At 42.4% G+C, this 24,068-nt stretch carries 25 protein-coding genes; 6 read left to right on the plus strand and 19 right to left on the minus strand.

From position 1 onward, the window contains the following. The first annotated feature begins 490 nt into the window (after positions 1-490). The gene (locus ACN0W5_RS05730; protein ID WP_417453236.1) at positions 491-1,699 is read left to right on the plus strand and encodes a PLP-dependent aminotransferase family protein; all 1,209 of its coding nucleotides are present in this window, start codon (positions 491-493) and stop codon (positions 1,697-1,699) included. A gap of 133 nt (positions 1,700-1,832) precedes the next feature. Here the strand turns inward: ACN0W5_RS05730 and ACN0W5_RS05735 are convergent, their stop codons facing one another. Further along, positions 1,833-2,231, minus strand: coding sequence for a GFA family protein (locus ACN0W5_RS05735; protein ID WP_299372756.1), 399 nt, complete (start codon positions 2,229-2,231; stop codon positions 1,833-1,835). A 199-nt stretch (positions 2,232-2,430) separates the two neighbouring features. Here ACN0W5_RS05735 and ACN0W5_RS05740 point away from each other — a divergent pair, with 199 nt between their 5' ends. The 3 genes from ACN0W5_RS05740 to ACN0W5_RS05750 all read left to right on the plus strand — a co-directional run bounded on the left by ACN0W5_RS05740 (position 2,431) and on the right by ACN0W5_RS05750 (position 5,085). Then, positions 2,431-3,876 carry a TrkH family potassium uptake protein gene (locus ACN0W5_RS05740; RefSeq protein WP_417453237.1) on the plus strand — a complete coding sequence of 482 codons (1,446 nt, stop codon included), beginning with the start codon at positions 2,431-2,433 and terminating at the stop codon, positions 3,874-3,876. 186 nt (positions 3,877-4,062) lie between these two features. After that, complete coding sequence (locus ACN0W5_RS05745) at positions 4,063-4,368, plus strand: hypothetical protein (RefSeq protein ID WP_417453238.1); 306 nt, start codon at positions 4,063-4,065, stop codon at positions 4,366-4,368. Between the two features lie 141 nt (positions 4,369-4,509). Then, positions 4,510-5,085, plus strand: coding sequence for a DUF2493 domain-containing protein (locus ACN0W5_RS05750; RefSeq protein ID WP_417453239.1), 576 nt, complete (start codon positions 4,510-4,512; stop codon positions 5,083-5,085). 25 nt (positions 5,086-5,110) lie between these two features. On the opposite strand, the gene ACN0W5_RS05755 is transcribed toward ACN0W5_RS05750, so the two are convergent. The 8 genes from ACN0W5_RS05755 to ACN0W5_RS05790 form a co-directional block, all read right to left on the minus strand. Continuing rightward, positions 5,111-5,884, minus strand: coding sequence for a retropepsin-like aspartic protease family protein (locus ACN0W5_RS05755; RefSeq protein WP_417453240.1), 774 nt, complete (start codon positions 5,882-5,884; stop codon positions 5,111-5,113). 84 nt (positions 5,885-5,968) lie between these two features. Then, positions 5,969-6,604 (minus strand): LysE family translocator, encoded by a 636-nt coding sequence (locus ACN0W5_RS05760; RefSeq protein WP_417453241.1) that lies wholly within the window; start codon positions 6,602-6,604, stop codon positions 5,969-5,971. 162 nt (positions 6,605-6,766) lie between these two features. Beyond that, complete coding sequence (locus ACN0W5_RS05765) at positions 6,767-7,510, minus strand: ABC transporter ATP-binding protein (RefSeq protein ID WP_299372738.1); 744 nt, start codon at positions 7,508-7,510, stop codon at positions 6,767-6,769. Then, positions 7,507-8,262, minus strand: a complete 756-nt coding sequence (locus ACN0W5_RS05770) for an ABC transporter ATP-binding protein (RefSeq protein WP_417429443.1) — start codon at positions 8,260-8,262, stop codon at positions 7,507-7,509. Before ACN0W5_RS05770 ends, ACN0W5_RS05765 begins: the two co-directional genes overlap by 4 nt. Positions 8,263-8,274: 12 nt before the next feature. Beyond that, positions 8,275-9,435 (minus strand): branched-chain amino acid ABC transporter permease, encoded by a 1,161-nt coding sequence (locus tag ACN0W5_RS05775; RefSeq protein ID WP_417453242.1) that lies wholly within the window; start codon positions 9,433-9,435, stop codon positions 8,275-8,277. A gap of 4 nt (positions 9,436-9,439) precedes the next feature. Continuing rightward, positions 9,440-10,456 carry a branched-chain amino acid ABC transporter permease gene (locus tag ACN0W5_RS05780; RefSeq protein WP_417453243.1) on the minus strand — a complete coding sequence of 339 codons (1,017 nt, stop codon included), beginning with the start codon at positions 10,454-10,456 and terminating at the stop codon, positions 9,440-9,442. Positions 10,457-10,597: 141 nt separating this feature from the next. Beyond that, entirely contained in the window at positions 10,598-11,962 is a 1,365-nt protein-coding gene (locus ACN0W5_RS05785) for a substrate-binding protein (protein ID WP_417453244.1), read from the minus strand. A 285-nt stretch (positions 11,963-12,247) separates the two neighbouring features. Continuing rightward, positions 12,248-14,227, minus strand: a complete 1,980-nt coding sequence (locus ACN0W5_RS05790; protein ID WP_417453245.1) for a methyl-accepting chemotaxis protein — start codon at positions 14,225-14,227, stop codon at positions 12,248-12,250. Positions 14,228-14,626: 399 nt separating this feature from the next. Here ACN0W5_RS05790 and mazG point away from each other — a divergent pair, with 399 nt between their 5' ends. Continuing rightward, positions 14,627-15,445, plus strand: coding sequence for a nucleoside triphosphate pyrophosphohydrolase (mazG, locus tag ACN0W5_RS05795; protein WP_417453246.1), 819 nt, complete (start codon positions 14,627-14,629; stop codon positions 15,443-15,445). A 35-nt stretch (positions 15,446-15,480) separates the two neighbouring features. On the opposite strand, the gene ACN0W5_RS05800 is transcribed toward mazG, so the two are convergent. The 6 genes from ACN0W5_RS05800 to ACN0W5_RS05825 form a co-directional block, all read right to left on the minus strand. Next, a complete protein-coding gene (locus ACN0W5_RS05800) occupies positions 15,481-16,041 on the minus strand; it encodes a PAS domain-containing protein (RefSeq protein WP_417453247.1) in 561 nt (186 codons plus the stop codon). Beyond that, positions 16,034-16,915, minus strand: a complete 882-nt coding sequence (locus ACN0W5_RS05805) for an AEC family transporter (RefSeq protein WP_417453248.1) — start codon at positions 16,913-16,915, stop codon at positions 16,034-16,036. The genes ACN0W5_RS05800 and ACN0W5_RS05805 overlap by 8 nt, the downstream gene beginning before the upstream one ends. 105 nt (positions 16,916-17,020) lie before the next feature. Further along, complete coding sequence (locus tag ACN0W5_RS05810; protein ID WP_417453249.1) at positions 17,021-17,365, minus strand: antibiotic biosynthesis monooxygenase family protein; 345 nt, start codon at positions 17,363-17,365, stop codon at positions 17,021-17,023. Then, positions 17,362-17,691: an NIPSNAP family protein gene (locus tag ACN0W5_RS05815; protein WP_417453250.1), complete on the minus strand. Its 330-nt coding sequence runs from the start codon at positions 17,689-17,691 to the stop codon at positions 17,362-17,364. Before ACN0W5_RS05815 ends, ACN0W5_RS05810 begins: the two co-directional genes overlap by 4 nt. A 103-nt stretch (positions 17,692-17,794) precedes the next feature. Further along, positions 17,795-18,604: an inositol monophosphatase family protein gene (locus ACN0W5_RS05820; protein ID WP_417453251.1), complete on the minus strand. Its 810-nt coding sequence runs from the start codon at positions 18,602-18,604 to the stop codon at positions 17,795-17,797. Positions 18,605-18,646: 42 nt separating this feature from the next. Continuing rightward, positions 18,647-19,666 (minus strand): adenosine deaminase, encoded by a 1,020-nt coding sequence (locus tag ACN0W5_RS05825; protein WP_417453252.1) that lies wholly within the window; start codon positions 19,664-19,666, stop codon positions 18,647-18,649. A 136-nt stretch (positions 19,667-19,802) separates the two neighbouring features. On the opposite strand from ACN0W5_RS05825, the gene ACN0W5_RS05830 reads away from it, so the two are divergent. Further along, positions 19,803-20,096 (plus strand): dATP/dGTP pyrophosphohydrolase domain-containing protein, encoded by a 294-nt coding sequence (locus ACN0W5_RS05830; RefSeq protein WP_417453253.1) that lies wholly within the window; start codon positions 19,803-19,805, stop codon positions 20,094-20,096. A gap of 122 nt (positions 20,097-20,218) precedes the next feature. Here ACN0W5_RS05830 and groL read toward each other — a convergent pair whose 3' ends face one another. The 4 genes from groL to hfq form a co-directional block, all read right to left on the minus strand. Further along, positions 20,219-21,868 (minus strand): chaperonin GroEL, encoded by a 1,650-nt coding sequence (gene groL / locus ACN0W5_RS05835; protein WP_417453254.1) that lies wholly within the window; start codon positions 21,866-21,868, stop codon positions 20,219-20,221. A 59-nt stretch (positions 21,869-21,927) separates the two neighbouring features. Beyond that, complete coding sequence (groES, locus tag ACN0W5_RS05840) at positions 21,928-22,215, minus strand: co-chaperone GroES (protein ID WP_046509756.1); 288 nt, start codon at positions 22,213-22,215, stop codon at positions 21,928-21,930. 162 nt (positions 22,216-22,377) lie between these two features. Then, positions 22,378-23,715 carry a GTPase HflX gene (hflX, locus tag ACN0W5_RS05845; protein ID WP_417453255.1) on the minus strand — a complete coding sequence of 446 codons (1,338 nt, stop codon included), beginning with the start codon at positions 23,713-23,715 and terminating at the stop codon, positions 22,378-22,380. A 24-nt stretch (positions 23,716-23,739) separates the two neighbouring features. Next, the gene (hfq, locus tag ACN0W5_RS05850) at positions 23,740-24,000 is read right to left on the minus strand and encodes an RNA chaperone Hfq (RefSeq protein WP_417453256.1); all 261 of its coding nucleotides are present in this window, start codon (positions 23,998-24,000) and stop codon (positions 23,740-23,742) included. Positions 24,001-24,068: the final 68 nt, after the last annotated feature.

Genomic DNA, 24,068 nt, shown 5'->3' on the forward strand with positions numbered 1-24,068 from the left:
TAGTTGCCGCTTTGGAAGGTTTTTCTATTTTACCAAATGATGTAAATAGAAATGAAAGATATAGTTAGTTGTAGAATTGCAACTAAAGCCATAATCTTTTGGTACTCATTCCAATCTGTAATTTTTAACCTCCTTTCTATTTCCTTTATATAATAAAATTATCATCCCGTTCGCTCAGAGCCAACGTCTAATAAAAGATCTATCATTTTTTTTAAAAGACTGATTTCTTTTCTGCAAGATGTTCGTACAATTTATAAAAATAATACTCTTACGTAACGCAACAACGACAAAACACTTGAGTTAATATCAAGATTAATTCAGGTGTTTAGCCACATAGATTTTTCTTTTGTTAACATATTAGGAAAAAATACATTTGGATGTTAAATGGCAACATGGTGGCTGATCTTGTCGCTTAAGTAACTTATCATTATTGACAGGATCAAGTTTCCTGAAGTACTGGTAACTTCTTATTCTACAGGAGTTACGGTTTATGGATTGGGAAAAAGTATTTGCCACGCGGTCTTCTCGTATGAAGGCGTCCGAAATTCGGGAGTTACTCAAGCTTCTGGACCAACCAGACATCATCTCATTTGCTGGCGGTATTCCTGATCCCGCGCTTTTCCCAACGGAAGAATTCCAGCAGGCCTTTGCCAATACATTGACAGGCGACAAACAGACCACGGCTTTGCAGTATTCAGTAAGTGAGGGTTACGTTCCCTTACGCCAGTGGATTGCCAAGCAGATGGAAGGGCTTGGTATCCCCTGTAGTATTGACAATATCCTAATTACATCGGGGTCTCAACAAGCACTGGATTATCTAGGGAAACTATTACTGTCGCCAAATGATACAGCACTCGTAACATGGCCAACCTATATGGGCGCACTTGGGGCCTTTAATGCTTATGAACCCCATTACGACCGCCTGATTGCGAACGGTAACCGTTCTGCAAAAGAATATCAGGAAGCCGCAGCGGAAAAGAATAGCGAAGTAAAATTCGCCTATATGTCCGTGGATTTTGCAAATCCAACTGGGGAAACGCTTGATCGTTCCGGCCGTGAAAAATTACTGGATCTTGCAGAAGAGCTTGATATCCCTGTTATCGAAGACGCGGCTTATCAATCCCTTCGATATGACGGTGAAGCAATTCCACCAATTCTGGCCCTTGATATTCAACGTAAGGGACATATCGACGAAACACGAACACTCTATTGCGGCAGCTTCTCTAAAACACTTGCGCCAGGTTTGAGGGTAGGGTGGGTCTGCGCCGCCCAAACAGTTATCAGTAAGCTCGTGTTAATGAAACAAGCCGCTGACCTCCATAGTTCTACAATTAACCAGATTGCCATTCACGAAGTCGCCTCCAAAGGTTTTGATAAACAGGTTGCCAAGATTTTCACAGCCTATTCGACCAGACGAGATTGCATGCTTGCAGCACTGGAAAAATACATGCCACAGGGCGTAAGCTGGACAAAACCCGAAGGTGGGATGTTTATTTGGCTAACTCTCCCCGAACATCTGGATGGTGCTGAGTTGTTGGCACAGTCAATCGAAACACAGCGTGTTGCCTTTGTTCCCGGACACGCGTTCTATGCAGATGGATCAAACCGCAATACAATACGTCTGAGTTTCTCTCAAGCAAACGAAGATACAATCAACGAAGGTATTCGCAGGCTTGGCTTATTGCTTAAACCCACTTGATTAAATAACGCCGTATAAAAAAATGAGGTGAGAACCAATAATCTCACCTCATCTTATCTATGGAATAACAATGCACTATAAATTACTTTTAAGGTATCGCTTACAAAAAATCTGTCTCTGATCTTAACAGAATTCAAGACACATAATCACCTTCAAACTTTTGTAGATTATCATCAATTTGATACCAATCAGGTTTTGATCCAGTATGAATATGTACTGTTGGACGTATACCGGGGTCATCATCCAATGCCGAGGCAGCAACGACATATATGTCACCGGTCGCCATATCGCCAAGTGAAGTACCGCATTTCTGACAAAAGCATCGTTCTAAATTCCATTCCGGATCAGTAGGGGCCTTAGCAATACTTTCTTGACCTGCCGTAACCCTTAGATCACCAGCTTTACCGATCAACACAGCAGAAAAAATGCCCGCCGCTTTTCGACACCTGGAACAGTGACAATAACTTAATGAAGATGGTTCTCCTGAAATTTCAAATTTCACAGTACCACACAGACAACTTCCATTAATCATCAGACTTTCTTCCTTACAATAGAGTCTAATAAATTTACCCCTACAAAGAACATACCATGAACATTTCGTTTGTAAAAGAAAAACCAAACCAGCTAAGAAAACATGCTTATGAAAGAGAAACCGTCGCGTGATAATATAAATTGACAGCATAGAGTAACGAGAGCAACGTCACCCGATTACCAAGATAATAAGATCGATTATGATGCTTGATTTCAGACCTATCCTGACCACATTGGGAATTTTATTATGCAGCCTTTCAATTCTGATGCTATTCCCGGCAGCAGTAGATATTTCAAAGCAAAACCCCGATTGGATCATTTTTTCTATTTGCGCAAGTTTAACAATGGCCTGTGGCGGCACACTCTACCTAAGCAACCGTACAAATAAAATTTATGAAATTAATATAAGACAAGCCTATTTGCTGACTCTTTTATGCTGGATTGTTGTACCCGGATTTTCTGCCATTCCATTAATTGGCCTCGATATAAGCTATACGGATGCTTTTTTTGAGACAATGTCAGCCATGACCACAACAGGATCGACTGTTTTAACTAACCTGGACAACTTACCTCCAGGTATTCTGATGTGGCGGTCTTTGCTACAGTGGATTGGCGGTATCGGCATCATTGCGATGGCAATTTTCATTTTACCATTTATCAGAAGCGGTGGTATGCAACTTTTTGCATTGGAAAGCTCTGACAATTCAGTCAAAGTTTTGCCAAGAGCATACCTTCTTGCTGTTTGGTTACTGAGCATTTACATCAGCTTGACCCTTATATGCATGGTTTTATTCTACTGGTCCGGGATGACAGTATTTGATGCAATTAACCATGCAATGACAACGATATCTACGGGGGGATTTTCTACTCACGATGCATCTTTTGGTTATTTTGAAAACGCATCGACACAATGGATATGCACGCTGTTTATGATTTTCGGGGCGCTACCTTTTACACTTTATATTCAATCAATTAAAAAAGATAAAACAACACTGCTTCGTGACCCCCAAGTAAAAGGATTTCTGCTCTTTCTAGCTGGAACATCAATTATATTGGCTCTATGGCTTACTTTTTCACAACATATTAATTTTTTTGATGCCTTAACTTTAAGCACATTTAATGTCGTATCAATCGTCACAACGACGGGTTATGCCAGCGATAACTATCTTGCGTGGGGAACAGCAGCAGGTAGTGTTTTTCTTGTCTTAACGTTAGTAGGGGGCTGTACAGGCTCGACGAGCGGCGCAATTAAAATTTATCGTTTTCAAATTTTATGGCTTATTGTCAAAAACCACACCCTAAGTTTAATGAGCCCAAACCGTGTTCTATCGCAAACTTATAACGGGCGAAATATAACAGAAGATCTTCAGCGATCTGTTCTTGCTTTTTTAGCCGTTTTTTTTACGACAACCTTTATCGCAACAGTAATTTTAGGGGTCGTTGGATTAGATCCATTAACATCCTTTACAGCCAGTGTCACAGCGATCACGAACGTTGGCCCGGGGTTGGGGACAATAATCGGGCCCGACGGAAACTTCGCCAGTCTTCCTGACATTGCCAAATGGGTTTTATCAATTGTAATGCTAATTGGACGCCTAGAGGTATTTACAGTGTTGGTCGTTCTAATGCCGTCGTTCTGGAGATGATCTTAGTACCTTGTAGGATTTGGAATCAAAACCTCCAATTCGCATAATGTATATTATGGAAAATATTATCAAGAAAGGTTTCCAGAAAACTTGGAATATTATTTCAGATGGCTTTAACCGATTGTTTCCACCTGTCATGGCAAAAGGATTCGCTCTCGCAGCTTAAAGTTCAGGTAGAGCAACAATATGGATAACTATTTTCGCCAAACATTTTTCAATCTAGACCCGGTATCTTGTCTCTCACTAGCCGATCACATGGAAACACATGCTAGAGTTTTAAGGCGTCATGCAGAGACGATTGACGCCAACAGAACAGCGGGTCTACGAAAAGAAATGAGGATTAAACGAGCCGCAAAACTGGCAATCGCTAAAGCAAAAACAGGCTCCACAGATCGTAGCTCGGTGTTCCGCGCTGCAATGACTTTTCGGCTTCCAATGGAAGTCGTTAAAGCCAATTTTGATCAACACGAATCCCTTCATTCCAAGCACTAAACTGATGAACGCCTTTGTATGAGAAAAGACAGATATCGCGAACCGTCCGCTTCTATTATCTGCGTCAAATTTCCACATTTATTCCGAAGTTTTAATGTATACAATGATCATTACCTAATCTGCTTTAACAAAGGTATTATTATGAAAGTAATTATTGCTGGCTCTCGTACAATTAATGATTACGACGCCCTTAAAAACTTTGTCGAGAGCGTAAGTTGGCCAATAGAGGAAGTGGTATCCGGTGGTTGCCGAGGCGTCGACATACTGGGCGAACAATGGGCAGAAAGTAATAATGTACCCAAAAAAGTGTTTCATGCTGATTGGGTAAAGTATGGTCGTGAAGCAGGTGAGCTCAGAAACCGGGAAATGGCAAATTATGCTGACGGATTAATTCTTCTATGGGATGGGAAGAGCCCTGGTGCGAGCTGTATGCTAAGGGAATCAGCCAAAGCAGGAGTAAGAATACACCATCAGATACATGGCTTCGATTGGCAAGAGATGGAGAAAACCGAGAAAGCTATCCTTGACTATTATTGGTCAGGCAAAGGACGTCTGGTCTTTCAACATAACCATTGGGAATGGGAAGCAGTCGATGAAAATGCCCCCATAATTCCGCAAGAAGCTATTAATGGTTTAATAGAACAAGGCTTTCTTGAAGAAGACACAATTACTGTCCTCAAGCCTGTTCGAGAAGACTATCACAGCAAATTTGCTTAGGATCAGTTGTTAATACGAGCCAATTTTAGTGCGATCGAAGAATAAGTTTATCCCCACGGAATTCAAAACTGGGGAAGCGCTCTAAAAATGCCATACCAAGCAACGATGTTGACATTGGTGCCTGATTTATAGAAACACGAACGTCTTGAAATTTTCGTTCCCCCAATGTCATGCGTTTAACCTGTGCTGAGGCCCCTCTTCCCTTGCCATTTGCAGTTTCAAAGATGCGGTTGAAAATCAGTTTATCAAAGTCAAATCCCAAACGTTGTGCATCCACAGGGCTTAAAACAATTGAACTCGCCCCCGTATCAACAAGAAACTTTACACGCTCGTCATCAACAAATATTTCTATGTAAAAATGCCCATCGCTGGCACGGGTAAATTCAAGATCACCAGCCTGATTTGTATAGGCTTGAGCAGGGACAAGATTGTTCGAAACCCGATCCACATTTCCAAAGACATCGCGATAGCTATAGCCAACAAAAAGAAGAATAAATATCGCTGCCCACAATCCGATATCACGCAAATATTTTGGAAGATCAGACTTTTGAAGCCGACCAACACCTAGAATTGACGACATAATCATGAGTAAAATCGCAAGACTTCGGACCAAATCTATTTGGTCATCATCTCTGCTAAGGGAGCCAGGAAAACGATCAGCAAGAAAAAACACCCCCAGACCAGTCAAAACAATGAGAATGATAAAAAGCCAAAAGGCTGAAATACCACCTCTCGAAGGTTTGCCCCTCTCCCCATTATCTGAGTTTTTCTGAAATGAGTTCGGTTTTCTCTCAACCATATTTCTTTTTGCCCTGCATAAATCAATATTTGAAACTTAGTACTTCACAAATAGGTATTTCTCTAAACGCTTTAAAGTAGCTCCTTAGGCACTTGATGTTAGAAGCTTTATTCCCAATACCCCCATCAAACCACCCGCAATTCGGTCAATTAAGCTCTTGGATTTTAAATACACTTGACGCGATGCCTTGGCTGAAAGAGCACAAGCCACAAGAACATACCACCCTGTTTCCACAAAAAGTAACGTCGGCAATAAAAGCGCCGGAAACCAGTTAGAGGTTTCTGCCGGCATAAAAACAGCAAAAACACCACTATAAATAATCGCGGCTTTGGGATTACTAATCTGAGTTATAAAAGCAGTATAGAAGGAACGCATAAGGCTTTGCCCAGCCTGAGGTTGTGATGCACCCTCTTCTTCCGAGACCAGTTTTTCCCTAGCTCCCCGCCAAATTTTTATTCCTAGGTAAAGTAAGTAAAAACCGCCAAAAATCTTAAACGAAAGGTACAACCAAACAACCTGCGTAAAGATAAGGTGTAATCCAAGCAAGGCCAAACCAGCAAAGACCAAAGCGCCAAGGCCCATGCCGACAGAAGCGGCTATTCCATGAGCACGTGAATTTACCAGAGAGATCCGAGCAACAACAAGAAAACTGGGTCCGGGCATCATCGCACCAATGATAACAACACCAACAATACTCGCAATAGCGAATAATTCACCCACAGCACTCTCCTATAGATCGTTTCTTTTCTAGAATTTTATTTCTACTTCTATCCTAAATATTCTCTTTAAAAGAACAAATATTTGTAATTTATAACATAAAGAAAGGGCAGCTAAAAAGCTGCCCTCTAGATAATACGTTACTCTACTTTTTTTAATCTTTATTTAGATTGCCAGATATTCGTGTCGAAGTTCCTCATTATCCAGTACTTCTTGTGCAGTACCGTCAAAAACGACCTGTCCCATATCCAGAATAATCGCTCTATCTGCAAGATGTAGGGCAGCAATCGCATTTTGCTCCACAATAATGGTCGTAATACCGTGCGTCTTGATCTCCTGCAGAATTGATTCAATTTCATGAACAATCACAGGAGCCAAACCTTCGTAGGGCTCATCAAGTAACAACAGCTTAACATCCCGGGCCAATGCACGGGCAACAGCAAGCATTTGCTGCTCTCCACCAGACATTGTTATTCCCTCTTGATCTCGACGTTCTGCCAAACGAGGAAAATGCTGATAGAGGCGTTCAATAGACCAGCCAACAGGCTCTGCAATCTGTGCAAGTTGAAGATTTTCTTCAACGGTAAGCCCCGGAATAATCCGACGATCTTCAGGCACCAAAGCAACACCGTTTTGAGCAGCTTCAAAATCTTTCATGCGGTGAAGAGGCTTATGATCCAGCCATACTTCCCCCTGGGTTAGAACAGGATCAACCGCCCGGGCGATTGCCCGAAGAGTTGATGTTTTACCCGCGCCATTGCGTCCAAGTAACGCAAGGATTTCCCCTTCACGAACGTCAAAGCTTACGCCCTGAACGATATAGCTTTCGCCGTAATAAGCATGAAGATCATGAGCGGAGAAATAGGCCGGGGCCGTACCTTCACTTTTAATTGGTTGCATGCGGCTCATAGATGCGCCCCCCCAAGATAAGCTTCTTGAACACGAGGATCACCCTTAATACCTTCAGGACTACCCTCAGCAATAACAGTTCCCTGTGCCATTACACTTACTTTATCAGCCAAAGAAAACACCACATGCATGTCGTGTTCAATAATCACTTTGGTAATCCCTCTCTCCCCAATACGCTTAAGAAGATCAATCGTGTTGTTTGTATCAGCACGTGACATTCCAGCTGTTGGCTCATCCAACAAAAGTAGTTTGGGGTTTTGTACCAAACACATTGCGAGTTCCAGTCGACGTTTATCACCACGTGAAAGGCTACCCGCATGCATGTTGCGCTTATCAATCAAACCAACATCTTCGAGCATGTGTTCAGCACGTCCAATGATTTCACTGTCCTGATCCGCACGTTTCCAGCCATTCAGTTTGAAAGCACCATCGCGTGAAGCCAAGGTCGGGATAACCACATTATCCAGAAGCGACAGATCACTAAAAATCTCTGGCGTCTGAAACACTCGTGACACACCGGCTTGATTAATTTCATGTGGTTTAATTCCCAGAAGAGAATTTCCGTTGAAATTTACGCTGCCACTATCAGGAATTAACAGCCCAACCAAACAGTTCAGGAAAGTAGATTTTCCGGCTCCATTTGGGCCAATAATGGCATGTACTGAACCCTCTTCCACATCAAGCTCAACTTTATTGAGGGCCTTAAGACCGCCAAAGCTCTTGTTCACATCGCGAACTTCAAGAATACCCATAATATTATCTCTCTATTCACCAGGTTGAACTTCGGCAGAGCCAACAGAATCAGCTTCGCCATTGTTTTTGTTGTTCTTGTTCCGAATACGGTTATATATCCGAGTAAAGCCTTCGACCATCCCACCGGGTAAAAAGACCACAATCAGCATGAACAACATACCAAGTGTCAGATGCCAGCCCTCACCAACAAAAAGACTTAATATCGCAACGGCACCATCCTGAAGGATCTCTGGAAGGAAATCAAAAATACCGTGTAGAACATTTTCATTAATCGCCGAGAAGATGTTCTCAAAGTATTTGATAACACCCGCACCGATCACAGGGCCAATCAAGGTACCAACACCACCAAGAATGGTCATCAGTACAACTTCCCCGGAAGCGGTCCATTGCATACGTTCAGCACCGGCAAGAGGGTCAGTGACGGCCATAAGGGAGCCAGCAAGACCCGCATACATGCCAGAGATAACAAACGCGGTCAGTGTATAGGGGCGCATGTTCAAACCTGTATAGCTCATGCGGTTTGAATTGGATTTCACTGCCCTTAACATCATGCCAAATGGGGAACGGAATATCCGCATCGAGATATAGAACCCGATAATCATGAGTATGGCACAGAAATAAAAGCCGGAATAACCGCTCATTTCAATGCCAAAAAAGTTGGTCGGTGGAATTCCACTTGTTGGCGTAACACCAACAAGGCTATCCAAAGAACGAGGATCGTTAAGGCTAAGCTGTAGTCCGGTTTCTCCATTCGTAATAGGAGTTAGAACGGAATAAGCCAGATTGTAGGACATCTGGGCAAACGCAAGCGTCAAGATCGAGAAATAAATCCCGGACCGACGCAGGCTGATATACCCGATAACAACAGCAAACAAACCAGATGTAATAACGCCGAAAATAACCGCGGGGACAACACTCATACTTAACAACTTGAATGACCAAACTGCTGTGTAAGAACCGACGCCCAAAAACGCGGCATGACCGAAGGATAGATACCCAGTCAAGCCAAAGAGGATATTAAAACCAATTGCAAATATACCAAATATTGCAAACCGTTGAAGCAAATCGGGGTAACTCGCACCAATTGGCGCTAACCAAATTGGCATTGTGAGAACTGCAAGGGTAAAAATACCCATAAGCAATAAATCTTTACGAGGCGTAGCAGTAATCATTGTATTAGGACTCCATCACGCCTTTGCGTCCCATCAGCCCTCTTGGACGAACAAGAAGAATGACAACCGCAACAAGGAAAATAATAATTTGATCGATACCGGGGAGAATTTCTTTCACTTCGTTCATTGACGCGAACGATTGTAAAATACCCAAAAGGAAGCCAGCAGTAACCGCACCACCAAGAGACCCCATCCCACCAACGACAACAACAACGAAGGAAAGAACCAGGAAGTCCATGCCCAAATGGTAATCCGGCGGAACAATTGGTGTGTACATGACACCAGCCAATCCAGACACAACTGCCGCGATCCCAAATACAATCGTAAACCGTCGCTCAATGTTGATCCCGAGTAAGCCAACCGTCTCGCGATCTTGCATACCTGCACGCACAACCATACCAAAGGTCGTAAACTGTAAGAAACAGAAGACAGCGGCGATAATAATGCCAGCAAAGAGAAGATAAGTCAGACGCCACCAAGGGTAGATCACGGAATCCCCAAGCCCTATGGCTGCACCGATATCTGCAGAACCCGTTAAAAGTTCAGGCGGTGGCATTGGAACAGGATTAGCACCAAAGAATGCCTTAACAATCTCTTGCAACACAATCGCTAGACCAAAAGTCACAAGGATCTGTTCAGCATGGGTGCGTTTATAGAAAAACCTGATCAACCCACGTTCCATCGCCAAACCAATAAGAAGCATGACGGGGATAGCAAGTAAAATTGACAACGGAACCGCATAATCAATAATAGCGGTACCTGTTTCGCCAAACCATAATTCAAGGTATGGCACTTCCTTAAAAGCATCGAAGAAAGTAATACTTTCATCTTTAACTTGTTTGGAAATGGTCAGAATTTTTTTCAGGGTAACGGCACAAAAAGCTCCGAGCATAAACAGTGCTCCATGAGCAAAGTTAACAACTCCGAGCGTACCGAAAATCAGTGTTAATCCTAAGGCAATAAGGGCGTAAGATCCGCCTTTATCCAAGCCATTCAGGACTTGCAATACAAATGCATCCATCGTTCTATTTTCGCTGCTGTTTATCTCTTAAGAAATTACACAAAGATCTTAAAGAGTTATGCATTCTGACACGCGGCCAGAACCTACATAAATTAAAGTTCTGGCCGCTCCGAAGAACGGCCAGATTTAAAGCGGGGCTTCTTAAACCTCGTATGGTCCGAGATCACCGCCAAAGATGGCTGGATCGTACTCGACCTGTGCACGCGGAACTTCTTTCACAATTTCAAGAAGATCAAACTGCGTTGACGGGTTAGCATTTCCGCGCACGACAAGAACATCTTTAAAGCACTGGTGATCAGCAGCACGATATTCAGTCGGGCCATTCCCCATACCGTCGAATTCAAAGCCTTCAAGAGCTTTAATAACCTCTGGTGGGTAGAATGTACCAGCCATTTCACAAGCATTCGCATAAAGCAGTGTCTGAACATAACAAGTATGAGCAGCCTGTGATGGCGGGAAGCCGTATTCCTGACCAAAGGATTTAACAAAGGCCTGTGAACCAGCATCTTGAAGTGCCCAGTTCCAGTTTGTTGTTCCCAAGATCCCTTTAATATTCTCACCAGCACCCTGCGCCATCAAACGAGAGAACAGAGGCACGATGATTTCAAAGTTTTTACCATTCACCTGTTTGTCACGAAGGCCAAACTGTACAGCCTGTGTCAGAGAATTGATCATATCCTTACCATAGTGGTTCAGGATCAACACATCTGCGCCAGAATTAAGGACCGGTGTGATATATTGAGAAAAATCACCTGCGCCCACAGGCGTCTTAACTGTATTTACAGTTTCCCAGCCTAAAGCTTCAGTTGTGTTCTTGATCGACTCTTCCTGTGTCCAACCCCAAGTATAATCAGCAGTCAGATGATAGGCTCGACGCGCTGTCCCCATTTCTTCCTTAAGAACAGGGCCAAGAGCAGCACCAGACATATAAGCATTAAAGAAATGGCGGAAGCCATAACGGCGTTTATCTTTACCAGTAGTGTCATTTGAGTGTGTTAAACCACACATAAAAATAACACCCATCTCTTGTGCAAGAGACTGAGTAGCAATAGCAACGCCAGATGAGGAACCACCAGAGAACATAGTTACGCCCTCTTTTTCGATCATACGCTTCGCAGAAGCACGGGCAGCGTCTGATTTTGTTTGGGTGTCACCTGTAACGTACTCAACTTTTTTACCAAGAATACCATTTCCTTTAAGGGAACTTGGTTTCATGGTTGTTAACATTCCCCCGTCACCTTCACCATTCAGGTGCTTGACAGCCAGCTGATAAGCGCGAAGCTCATCCGCGCCCTCATCCGCATATGGACCAGTTTGTGGTACGTTGAAACCAAGCTTGATAAAAGATTGGCTACTTGGATCATTTCGGAAATCAGCAGCATAAGCGCCTTTCACGAAAGAGTATGGCGCCCCACCACTAAAAACCGCAGCGCCCGCACCTGCAGCAGCTGCACTGGTTAATAACTTACGACGGGATAGTTTAAATTTATTTGTTGTATTCGTCATGACAGTATTCGTCTCCCAAGAAGTATACTCATGCTGTTCTTTTGTGCTGGATCGCACTAGTTGCTTTTATCGGCCAGTTAATTTTATTTCGCCGTTGTGAGCAAAATCATCCTCTTGTTTCGCATTAACAACAATAGGTCACCATAAAGTATCTCAAGTTTATGTTATTTATTTTACTTATTTCAAATCTTATTTGTAAATTTTGAAAACAAAAAGAAAAGCCTGTGGCTTAAAAGTATATACCACAGGCTTTTTGATGAGAAAGATCTTAACTTAAAGATACTTTTATTCGTTAACAGATCTTAAACGACCCAAGAATTCATGCACTTTATTTTCCAACTGTTCTGCTTCTTCGGCAAGACCGGAGGCAGAATTTTGCACCTCTTGAGCTGCTGTACCTGTTGTATTTGCAGCTTCACGGACCTGACTAATGTTAGAGGAAACCTGATCCGTACCATTGGCTGCCTGTTGAACAGACTTGGTGATCTCTGCTGTTGCAGCCCCTTGCTCTTCAACAGCGGATGCAATAGCGGTTGCAACTTCATGGATAGAATCAATTGTTTTTGAAATACCATGTATTGCGGCAACAGAATCACGTGTCTCACCCTGAATAGAGCTGATTTGACCAGAAATTTCTTCTGTCGCTTTTGCCGTCTGATTTGCGAGAGATTTAACCTCAGAAGCAACAACGGCAAAACCTTTACCAGCTTCACCAGCTCTGGCGGCCTCAATAGTCGCATTCAAAGCCAAGAGATTAGTCTGCTCTGCAATATCATTAATCAGCTTCACAACTTCGCCAATCTTATCAGCCGCATTTGCAAGACCTTCAATTTTCTGATTGGTTCTGGATGTTTCTTCAACTGCATTACTTGCGATATCAGCAGAACGTTGTACCTGACTGCTGATTTCATTGATAGATGCAGAAAGCTCCTCCGTCGCCGCAGCAACTGACTGTACATTTGCCGAAGCATCTTGCGCAGCGTCTGTGACAACGGCTGCCTGACTTGATGATTGTGCAGCTGCATTCGACATTGTTTCAGCCGAAGAACGCATTTCATGGGCTGAACCCGATACGGAAGAAATAATCTGACCAACAGATGACTCAAAGTCGTTAGCCATCTGCAACCGTGCCTCTTGACGCTCTTCCGATGCACGTTTTTCAGACTCTAGCTTTTCTGCTTCCATCTGACTAACACGCTCAGCATTGGCCTTAAACTGTTCCAGCGCACGATTAATATCACCAATCTCATCGCCACGATCCTGTCCTTGAACTTCTATATTATAATTCCCCTTCATGAGGGAGGTAATAACTACCATACTACCTTTCAAAGGATTACGTATCATAAAGCGGGAAATAAGAAGGAGCGCAACAATCAAAACCAAAAGGAGAACAACTCCGCCGATAACAGTATATTGTTGAACGGCTTGAGCCTGTTGAGTCAGTCGACTAATTGGAACATTGACAAGAACTGACCAAGGCGCTTTTGAATCCCTGATCTGTACCGGTACAAAAAGACGATACAAATCATTATCTTCCTTACCGTAGACATCACCCTTTCCAATTAAAGGTGACGCCTCACCAAAAACAGGGTTCTCTGCGTTTAAATCTTTTCCAAGTTCTTCCTGTTTTTCAAACGCAACCCATTTTGCCTGATTAGAAATCAGATTAACTGAACTTCCCTCACCAAAAGGCTGTATCTCATTAAAAGCTGCGGACATATCATTTAGGCTCATATCGACACCAACAACACCGATAAATTCGCCTGTGTCATTTAGAATAGGATAAACAAATGACGTCAAAAGAACGTCAACACCATCAATATCATAAACAATCGGCTCCATAATAATAGGCGCTTTCGTGTCTCTCGGAATAGTGTAGTACTCTGAAAAACTCGTCAGGAATGACTGTTTTATACCTTCTCCAAAATTGTAATAATAGGTTGCGTAGCGGCCATCTTCACCATTATAGCCTTCTTTAGAATCCTTATACTTATCATCATTGCCATCAAGCGCATTAGGCTCAAACCCCGCCCATGCACCTGCTAAGTTTGGATTACCTTCCAAAGACTGCCACAATACATTATGATAAGCTTGCCGATCATCAGGATTGGTCGCCTGAATAGCCTTAAAGGACTGCACAATCGTATGGGCGACAGTCATTGCCTGATCTAGTTGATTTTTAACTTTTTCAGCTTCAACCTCACCAATTTCTTGGGCTTGTTCCAGTGTAAGATCACGAACAGTTGTCTGCATTGTCCACGACATTAAGAAAATACTAATCGCGAGACATATAAAAACAATTAGTGCGCTTGTTATTGTTAACTTTGCGCTCAAAGATAATTTATTTAGCATATCGGTTGTTTCCATATTCCCCAAACAGCCAGACACGATAACGCTCTATGAAGCTATCGTGACACAGCAAGATAAATCTTATTACTGCTGAATTACTAAAAGGGAAGAATAACTTCTGGGTATTAAAAAGCGGTAAATTAAACCCGCAGATTCTCCTACACTTCTGCCGCTTTTAACTTAATTGTCTTCGCTCTCAGAACATCGGTACATAAAAAACTTCAACGTAGATGAAATTTGATTACTTTATTTTTTGCCCTATCCAAATCTGAGCATTAAATTATTGTCAGGTTTCTTAAATTCTTATGGTGCTTTATGAGTAAACAAATTCCTGATGAAACAAAAAATGGTATCTCTCGCCTCATAGAACTTATGAAAGATCTAAGAGATCCGGACGGTGGTTGCCCATGGGATATAGAACAAAATTTTCGTACAATTGCGCCCTACACCATCGAAGAAGCCTATGAAGTTGCCGAGGCAATAGAAAAAGATGACCCCGCTTCGATCAAAGATGAACTCGGCGACCTTTTATTACAGGTCGTTTATCATGCCCAAATAGCAAAAGATGAAAATCTATTTGATTTTGAAGATGTGGCTCAAGCGATTACAGAAAAGATGATAAGCCGACACCCGCACGTTTATGGCGATATCTCTCACGATAATGTTGAAGAACAAAAACTCGCGTGGGAAGAGCTGAAGATAAAAGAGCGCGAAGCAAAGCAAGGAAAAGTAGAAGAAAGTGTATTAGACGGCATCACAGTCGGCCTGCCAGCAGCCACGCGTGCAATAAAACTTCAAAACCGAGCTGCCAAAGTAGGATTTGATTGGCCAGACATAAACCCGGTTATAGATAAAATTCACGAAGAAATTGATGAATTAAAAGAAGTCATACTTTCTGGGAAAGAAATTGATCACGACAGGGCAGAAGATGAGCTTGGTGATGTTCTGTTTTCCGTCGTTAACTTGGCGCGACATCTAAAAATAGATCCGGAACAAGCCCTTAGACGTACAAACCAGAAGTTTGAAAACCGATTTCGCAATGTTGAAAAAACCATCAAAGATAACGGTTTAAATATCAATGATACATCATTGGAATACATGGAAAAGATATGGAAAAACAGTAAAAACCAGTAACAAATCAAAATGACAACAATAGAAACATTAATCTTTTATCTTAACTCTCTTCTTTTAGCAAAATCATCTGTCGATAATTCATGCTTACAATATTTTTTCTTCAAATATTTGTTGTGATAATAAGCTGCATCATAGTCATATACGGACAAGCTAAGGATTACTTTGCCGCGTCCTGTTGTGTTATATAGAGGCAATATAAACCTCCAAGAATAAAGCCTTTCAACGGGATGATCTAATTGTGCCGTAACACATAAAGCATTTTTAGATTCAAATACATGATCCCATTCAGATTTTATTTTATCTGCGAGATTTTGTTCATATACCTCTGATAACAAAGAGTTTTTTAAATTGGTCGGATGTGAGTTATTAACCATTTCCCCCGATAATCGGCAAACATAATCATCTTTTTCGCGATCATAAGCGAATACAGCCAAATGCGAGAGTGATCGGGGAAATTTAAACACATCAAGATCCTCCATCGAAGGAATTACTCCCTTCAATAAGCGATAATCACTCCACCAACTCAAAACACCATCACTGATTGGACATTTGAGAGCTTTTGAAAAAGCATCGTTATTTTTTAATGTATCAGACAAGCAAAACAAACCACATTAAAACTGGCAACGTAATTATTGACAACGTTGTGGAAATAACAACCAAACTAGCCACCTCCTCTGGCTCTCTTTCATACAACTGAGAAAAGAGATAGCAGAAAACTGCAACTGGCAACGCGCATTGTAAAATAACCACACCGGCAGCCACTCCTTCAAGCCCTAATAACCAAACGATACCTAAACCAACCAGAAAGCCACCTCCTAGTCGAAAAATTGCCAAGGCAACACTTCTCCCAAGATTAACCACCTTCAAACTGGCCAAAGAAACCCCCAAGGTAATGAGCATTAATGGTATGGTTAGGTCACCAATGAGTTCTGTCGTATTCAAGATCCACTCAGGAACGGTAAGATCAGAAACCAATACGATTGTCGCGATGATTGTTGCGGGAATAATCGGCATCCCAATAAGAGATTTCACCGAAAACTCGCCAGAAACAAAGGCAACACCAATTGTTAACTGTATAACAACATAAACAGCAAAGAACCCTATTGCTAATGCAAGCCCCTCTTCGCCAAAAGCGAGGAGACAAAGAGGCAACCCAATATTACCTACATTCGGCCAGGTCAAAGATTGCAAATAAGTACGCTGAGAAAGCCCCAGTATTGCGAGGAAAGCACTTCCTGCAACGGCAAAAATAATATTAGCCAAAGTTGCAGCACCACCAATCGCCACAAGAGCATCCATCGACAAATCAACGGTTGCGAGTGTATAAAACACCAATGCTGGCGTACTAAAATAGGTCACCAAAAAGGTTACCATAGGCGTATCAAACTTACGGCCAGCTTTGGCCCAAATAAAGCCTATTGATATACAAATTAAAACGGGAGAGATAATCCCTAGTATTTCAGCTATCATTTTTTGGAATCTTGTCTAGAAAGGGAGTTACACAATTCCAATTAAATTCAAGTATGTCAAAGAAAAGCCGGATAAAGCCCGGCTTCAATATTAATATTTGTCATATTATGAAAACAGGATTTTAGAATCTACAGGTGCTTCATCTCTTTTCTTTAGACCATAATCCCGAACGACAGTCGCAACGCGTAACCTGTAATCAGAAAAAACACCTTCTCGCCCCTTTGATTGTGTCTGGCGATGATCAAAGGAATTACGCCATGCCGTGACAGCAGCTTCATCACGCCAAAAAGATAATGAAAGAATTTTCTGATCATCCACAAGTGACTGAAAGCGCTCAATAGAAATGAACCCATCAACATTCACAAGCTTATCCTTCAGATCCGCAGCTAACGACAAGTAGTGATTTTTCTGTCCCTGCGCAGGGATTACTTCAAAGATTACAGCAATCATAATGCAACAAAATCTGCATGAGGTAAGGAAGCATTCTTCAGAAAAATACGGTCTTCTCTAACAATAAACCTCTCCTTTTGAGCAAATTCATAATTTGCTTTCCCAAGAGGATGTGCCATTAACCTCTGACGGTAAACCTCATATGCAGCCATACTCTCTATGTTGTAAATACCATAGGCCGTTGTTGTCGACCCTTCGTGCGGAGAGAAATAACCAACGAGATCTGCCCCACACTCAGGAATAGCCTGTCCCCAATTTTGAGCATAGATGTTAAACAGATCTTTTTTATAGGGATCGATTTCATAGGTAATAATACACGTAATCATTTTAACCTCTTATCATTTAGATAAAAGAGTATTACCATTATTAGATACTAAAATGTTTCGTCTCAGAACGAAGTATGAAAAATATTATTTTAGATCACTTAGCTTAAGTGCTGAACAATCTGTGATGTATTTCATCCCAAAGCTCTTCATTTGGCGCCAATAACAACCCCTGCTTATTGTAAGAGCTGAAACTATAAGCAGTACGGTCGAGACAAGCTCCGTGTCCTCCCGCCTCTCGATGAATAAGCTCACCTGGTAAATGATCCCAGGGCATTAACCGGGTAAAAAAAGCAAACTGGGTTTTAGACGTTGCCAGACGTTCATAGTCAGCTCCTGCACAGCGCAGGGTATTAACTGTGTTAAGTCTAAATCTGTTTTTATCCAATGATTTTCGAATAACAGGGTCCTGATCTTTTGATCCATGAAATGTCCCGACACTCTGATCTAAAGCCTTTATAGACCTCGTAATATCTAATCGCTGTCCATCCCAAAAGGCTCCTTCTCCCTTTCGGGCTTCCAACATGCTTTTATCGACGGGACTTAATATCCAACCAGCAACTGTCTCCCCCTGATAGAGCAAAGCCAACATGGTTTTAAAAATATCCCGACCTCGCGCAAAATTATTTGTGCCGTCAATCGGGTCAATTACCCATGTCAGCTCACGCTCATCTATTTTTTCGAGTATATTCGGGATGCTCGCGGCTTTTTCTTCACCAACAACCTGGCTGCCGGTAAATAAATCAATCAAACGTTTTTCAAGCAGGGCCTCGGCTTCAGTATCTGCAATTGTAACCGTTTCGCCGCCTTTTTTATATGAAACGTCACTTTCAGAAAGATTTCGAAATCTTGGAACAATTGTCTGTTCAGAAACTTCATTCAAAATCTCTGTAACCTTATCTAACTTAGAAAACATTACACAACCAACAGATTAGTTTTCAGATCAAGAAAGAGCATGTCATTTATGACTTGAGGCAATATTATCTATGCGATCCAAATGCTGTTGTTTTTCTTTGTCCGTAAGGAAAGACCCTTCAATAGAATTGCGACACAACACGGCAATATCGTCTTTTCTTAACGCCAAAGCTTCGGCAACTGAGAGAAAGTTTGCTGTCATGTAACCGCCAAAATAAGCCGGGTCATCAGAATTCACGGTTACCTTTAGACCTGCATCCATCATTTTTCTAAGCGGATGTTCTTTCATATCCGTTACGCCACAGAGCTTAAGGTTTGAAAGCGGACAAACAGTAAAAGAAATGCCTGACTTTGCCAGCTTTTGGGTTAAATCAGCATCCTCAATTGTTCTGTTACCGTGATCCAATCGATCAATCTTTAAAAGCTCGATAGCTTCCCGTACATATTCTGCTGGCCCCTCTTCCCCTGCATGTGCTACTAGCTTGAGGTCCAAATCGCGAGCAGCGTTAAAAACCCGCTCAAATTTTGACGGTGGGTGTCCCATCTCGCTGGAATCAAGCCCGACACCGATAATGCGCCCATCAAACCATGGCTTTGCCTCTTCAAGTGTTGTAAAAGCCTCTTCTTCACTTAAGTGGCGCAGGAATGACATAATAAGTTCTGAGCTCACGCCCAGCTTTTCCAGCCCATCATCTAGAGCACGTAGGATACCATTCGTAACAGTAGCGAATGCAACACCCCTGCTTGTATGCCCCTGAGGATCATAAAAAACTTCTACGTGAACCACACCCTCATCGGCGACTTTTTCCAGATAAGCAAAAGTCAGATCATAAAAATCCTGCTCCGTCTGAAGAACATTCATCCCCTGATAATAGATATCTAGAAAATCCTGTAAGTTTGAAAAATTATAAGCGTCTTTGATTTCATCAACGGATTGGTAGGGCAGTTCAATGTTATTTCTGGTCGCCAAATGCATCATCATTTCTGGCTCCAAAGAACCTTCAAGATGAAGGTGCAACTCAGCTTTTGGCAGTGCGTTGATAAAATTTCGGAGGTCACTCATATATTTTGTCCAATTAATTCTTTAATATTATGCACTAATTCTACCTCGTTATCCCTTTTATGAAAATAGACCGACAGGGATTTCTTTCTCTTATCACCGAACTCGCTTATCCCACTTTTGAAAAGGTAAACCTTTTATGGAAACACAAACAACTATCTGTGATTGGGCTGAAAAAACTTTTGGCCCCGTAAAAGACCCTGGCGACCTGTTAAAAAGAGCTTTACTAGAAACAACAGAATTATCTGAATCTATTGAGGAACATAATATCCAGGAGATAGGAAAAGAAACTGCAGACGTGGTAATCTTATTATACCGCTTACTTGATCAATATGGGCTGGACCTGAATAAAGCAATAAACGAAAAAATAGCGATAAACCGCGCCCGTAAGTGGGAAGCAAAAGATGACGGCACTGGAAGTCACGTTAAATAATTCAACGCCCCATTATAAGACTTATAATTGTAAAACCTATTTCAGGATAGGACAGACTTTACCATAAAAAAAGGGAGCCCAAAGGCTCCCTTTCTTGATAGATAAACGGTTGTTTGGCTGGCTTAGAAGCCCATGCCGCCCATACCGCCCATACCGCCCATGTCAGGCATTGCAGGAGCAGCAGACTTGTCTTCTGGCTGATCAGCAACCATTGCTTCGGTTGTGATCATCAGACCGGATACAGAACCTGCATCCTGAAGGGCTGTACGAACAACTTTAACTGGATCAATAATACCAGCAGCAAATAGATCTTTGTATTCGCCAGTCTGAGCATCGAAACCGAAGCCAGCTTCGTTTTTCTCAGTGATTTTACCAACAACGATGGAACCTTCGTAACCAGCGTTTTCAGCGATCTGACGAATAGGAGCTTCCAGTGCACGACGAACAACGTTGATACCAACGTTCTGATCGTTGTTGTCACCTTTAAGGTCCTTAAGAGCAGCAACTGCAGAAAGAAGTGCAGTACCACCACCGGATACGATACCTTCTTCAACAGCAGCACGTGTTGCGTTCATAGCATCTTCAACACGGTCTTTACGCTCTTTAACTTCGATTTCGGTAGAACCGCCAACGCGAAGAACAGCTACACCGCCTGCAAGTTTAGCAAGACGTTCTTGTAGTTTTTCGCGATCGTAGTCAGAAGAAGTTTCTTCAGCTTGTGCGCGGATCTGAGCACAACGGCCTTCGATCTGTTCGCGATCACCAGCACCGTCAACAACAACAGTCTCTTCTTTAGAGATGTTAACGCGTTTTGCAGTACCAAGCATATCAAGAGTAACGTTCTCAAGCTTGATGCCAAGATCTTCAGAAACAACTGTACCACCAGTTAAGATCGCGATGTCTTCAAGCATAGCTTTACGACGATCACCAAAACCAGGAGCTTTAACAGCTGCGATTTTCAGACCACCACGAAGTTTGTTCACAACAAGAGTTGCAAGCGCTTCGCCTTCAACGTCTTCAGCAATGATCAGTAGCGGACGACCGGATTGAACAGCAGCTTCAAGAAGTGGAAGCATTGGCTGAAGGTTTGTCAGTTTTGCTTCGTGAAGAAGAATGTATGGAGCTTCAAGATCAGCAACCATTTTCTCAGCGTTTGTTACGAAGTAAGGAGACAGGTAACCACGGTCAAACTGCATACCTTCAACAACGTCAAGTTCAGTTGCAAGAGATTTAGCTTCTTCAACAGTGATAACGCCTTCTTTACCAACGCGTTCCATAGCTTCAGCAATCATATTGCCGATTTCAGCTTCACCGTTCGCAGAGATTGTACCAACCTGAGCAACTTCTTCAGACGTTTTGATCTGTTTAGCAGAAGCTTTAAGAGCTTCAACAGCTGTAGAAACAGCTAGATCCATACCACGCTTAACGTCCATTGGGTTCATGCCAGCAGCAACAGCTTTTGCGCCTTCACGAACAAGACCCTGTGTCAGAACAGTCGCAGTTGTTGTACCGTCACCAGCTACATCGTTGGTTTTGGAAGCAACTTCGCGAACCATCTGTGCGCCCATGTTTTCAAACTTGTCTGCAAGTTCGATTTCTTTCGCAACAGAAACACCATCTTTGGTGATACGTGGCGCACCAAATGATTTATCGAGAACAACGTTACGACCTTTAGGGCCGAGAGTAACTTTTACAGCGTTTGCAAGTATGTCTACGCCACGCAGCATTTTATCGCGAGCGTCAGTACCAAATTTTACGTCTTTAGCAGCCATAATTCATAATTTCCTTTAATTTAGGGACCAGTAATATTCATGCTTATTTAAAGCCAATATTACTGAAGAATGCCCATAATGTCGGACTCACGCATGATCAGCAGAGTTTTGCCGTCAAGCTTCACTTCAGTGCCGGACCACTTACCATAAAGAACAGTGTCGCCTTCTTTAACGTCGAGAGGAACAACTTTGCCATCATCGGAACGAGCGCCACTGCCAACAGCAGTAACTTTACCCTGCATTGGTTTTTCTTTAGCAGTGTCGGGAATGATGATACCACCGGCAGTTTTTTCTTCCTGGTCAAGCGGCTCAATAACAACACGATCGTGAAGAGGTTTGAAGCTCATAGATCAACTCCATCAGAGTATATTAATACAAAAAATATCGGGCACTAAACGGTGAGAGATTTTTCCATTATTAGCACTCCCACCAATTGAGTGCTAAAAGCCATATAGATTGCAGGTAGTAGGATGTCAACCAATGGAGAAAAAAATAATTGAAATGACTTCTTATTCTTCCAGTTCATCTTCGATCGGATTTATACCGAACTTACTAATAAACTTATCTGCATCAGCCTGAAGAATAGACAGAGAAACCCAGACACCTTCTTCATGATGGTCTTGTTCCAGAACTTTGGCGTTATCATGTAACCACGATAACGCGGCACCATTCTCATAGGGAATTTCAAATTCATAAACAAGATTTTGCGCATCAAGTAGCTGCTCAACCATATGCAGGAATTCAGAACACCCCTCGCCCGTTATTGCAGAACAAAGAAGGGTCGTTTCCTGATGACCAGATTGGATCTCCAAAGAGGCTTTTATATCTTCAGAAAGCAAGTCCGATTTATTCCAGACCTCTATCATGTTACTTTGAATATCCGGATCTAATTCCAGATCATTCAAAACAGCCTTTACATCGTCTTTCTGAGCTTCAGAATCTTCGTGCGAAACATCTCTGACATGAACCAGTACATTTGCCTCTCTGACCTCTTCCAAAGTGGCACGAAACGATGCAATCAGGTCTGTTGGCAATTCAGAAATAAATCCAACAGTATCCGATAAAATAATCTCACGCCCGGATGGCAAATTAACCCGACGCATGGTTGGGTCCAGAGTGGCAAACAAAAGATTTTCAGCAAAAACCTTTGATTCAGTCAGTCGATTAAAGAGCGTCGATTTTCCTGCATTTGTATAGCCGACCAATGAAACAATCGGAAACGGTACTTTCCGACGCGCTGAACGATGTAGTTCGCGCGTTTTCTTTACCAATTCAAGATCGCTTTTCAAACGGACGATTTTCTCGTCAATCAAACGTCTGTCAATCTCAATCTGTCGCTCGCCCGGACCGCCCATAAAGCCTGCACCACCACGCTGACGTTCAAGGTGTGTCCAAGACCGCACCAACCTTGAACGTTGATAGCTTAGCTGGGCCAAATCGACTTGCAGCTTTCCTTCTTTGGTACGCGCGCGTTCTCCAAAAATCTCAAGAATAAGTCCGGTTCGATCAATAACCTTGGCTTCCCATCCCTTTTCAAGATTGCGCTGTTGCACAGGCGTCAAAGCTGTGTCCACGATAACGACTTCAACCTCATTAGCGTGAATGTAATCGTGGTACTTTTCAATAATACCAGAACCAAACAGAGTAGAAGGCTTTGGTCGCGCAACTGTAATGACTTCATGACGGATAATCTCTAGATCAATTGCCAATGCCAAGCCATAAGCTTCTTCCAACCGAGCTTCGGAAGAGCGTGTTGAATGAGAAGATTTTTTTAATTCCGGATGAAGTACAATGGCGCGGACCTGTTTTTTACGATCCACGCCATCATCAATAAATTTTGAGCCCATATATATCAGAAAAACCTATTACGGTTATGATTCTGCTCCGCCGTCGTCATCTTTGCCCGGATCAAATAATTGAACTGGTGACGCAGGCATAATTGTAGAAATTGCGTGTTTGTATACGAGTTGTGCATGTGCATCACGACGAAGCAATACAGAGAAATTATCAAACCAGGAGATAATACCTTGTAACTTTACGCCATTTACCAAAAAGACCGTTACCGGGACTTTATTTTTGCGAATCGTATTCAGGAATACATCCTGTACGTTCTGTGATTTTTCCGCGGCCATCGCGTTTAATCCCCTTATTAGTTTTTATTGCGTGTTTTTATTGGTTGGTATTGTTAGCTTTTGGGGTT

It is taken from the genome of Kiloniella sp. (assembly GCF_048270245.1).
GTDB lineage: Bacteria > Pseudomonadota > Alphaproteobacteria > Kiloniellales > Kiloniellaceae > Kiloniella.

Excerpts from the sequence above, each read along its gene's own strand:
- ACN0W5_RS05730 (WP_417453236.1), top strand. The coding sequence starts at position 491 with ATGGATTGGGAAAAAGTATTTGCCACGCGGTCTTCTCGTATGAAGGCG.
- ACN0W5_RS05735 (WP_299372756.1), bottom strand. The coding sequence starts at position 2,231 with ATGATTAATGGAAGTTGTCTGTGTGGTACTGTGAAATTTGAAATTTCA.
- ACN0W5_RS05740 (WP_417453237.1), top strand. The coding sequence starts at position 2,431 with ATGATGCTTGATTTCAGACCTATCCTGACCACATTGGGAATTTTATTA.
- ACN0W5_RS05745 (WP_417453238.1), top strand. The coding sequence starts at position 4,063 with ATGGATAACTATTTTCGCCAAACATTTTTCAATCTAGACCCGGTATCT.
- ACN0W5_RS05750 (WP_417453239.1), top strand. The coding sequence starts at position 4,510 with ATGAAAGTAATTATTGCTGGCTCTCGTACAATTAATGATTACGACGCC.
- ACN0W5_RS05755 (WP_417453240.1), bottom strand. The coding sequence starts at position 5,884 with ATGGTTGAGAGAAAACCGAACTCATTTCAGAAAAACTCAGATAATGGG.
- ACN0W5_RS05765 (WP_299372738.1), bottom strand. The coding sequence starts at position 7,510 with ATGAGCCGCATGCAACCAATTAAAAGTGAAGGTACGGCCCCGGCCTAT.
- ACN0W5_RS05770 (WP_417429443.1), bottom strand. The coding sequence starts at position 8,262 with ATGGGTATTCTTGAAGTTCGCGATGTGAACAAGAGCTTTGGCGGTCTT.
- ACN0W5_RS05775 (WP_417453242.1), bottom strand. The coding sequence starts at position 9,435 with ATGATTACTGCTACGCCTCGTAAAGATTTATTGCTTATGGGTATTTTT.
- ACN0W5_RS05780 (WP_417453243.1), bottom strand. The coding sequence starts at position 10,456 with ATGGATGCATTTGTATTGCAAGTCCTGAATGGCTTGGATAAAGGCGGA.
- ACN0W5_RS05785 (WP_417453244.1), bottom strand. The coding sequence starts at position 11,962 with ATGACGAATACAACAAATAAATTTAAACTATCCCGTCGTAAGTTATTA.
- ACN0W5_RS05790 (WP_417453245.1), bottom strand. The coding sequence starts at position 14,227 with ATGTCGTGGACAATGCAGACAACTGTTCGTGATCTTACACTGGAACAA.
- mazG (WP_417453246.1), top strand. The coding sequence starts at position 14,627 with ATGAGTAAACAAATTCCTGATGAAACAAAAAATGGTATCTCTCGCCTC.
- ACN0W5_RS05805 (WP_417453248.1), bottom strand. The coding sequence starts at position 16,915 with ATGATAGCTGAAATACTAGGGATTATCTCTCCCGTTTTAATTTGTATA.
- ACN0W5_RS05810 (WP_417453249.1), bottom strand. The coding sequence starts at position 17,365 with ATGATTGCTGTAATCTTTGAAGTAATCCCTGCGCAGGGACAGAAAAAT.
- ACN0W5_RS05815 (WP_417453250.1), bottom strand. The coding sequence starts at position 17,691 with ATGATTACGTGTATTATTACCTATGAAATCGATCCCTATAAAAAAGAT.
- ACN0W5_RS05820 (WP_417453251.1), bottom strand. The coding sequence starts at position 18,604 with ATGTTTTCTAAGTTAGATAAGGTTACAGAGATTTTGAATGAAGTTTCT.
- ACN0W5_RS05825 (WP_417453252.1), bottom strand. The coding sequence starts at position 19,666 with ATGAGTGACCTCCGAAATTTTATCAACGCACTGCCAAAAGCTGAGTTG.
- ACN0W5_RS05830 (WP_417453253.1), top strand. The coding sequence starts at position 19,803 with ATGGAAACACAAACAACTATCTGTGATTGGGCTGAAAAAACTTTTGGC.
- groL (WP_417453254.1), bottom strand. The coding sequence starts at position 21,868 with ATGGCTGCTAAAGACGTAAAATTTGGTACTGACGCTCGCGATAAAATG.
- groES (WP_046509756.1), bottom strand. The coding sequence starts at position 22,215 with ATGAGCTTCAAACCTCTTCACGATCGTGTTGTTATTGAGCCGCTTGAC.
- hflX (WP_417453255.1), bottom strand. The coding sequence starts at position 23,715 with ATGGGCTCAAAATTTATTGATGATGGCGTGGATCGTAAAAAACAGGTC.
- hfq (WP_417453256.1), bottom strand. The coding sequence starts at position 24,000 with ATGGCCGCGGAAAAATCACAGAACGTACAGGATGTATTCCTGAATACG.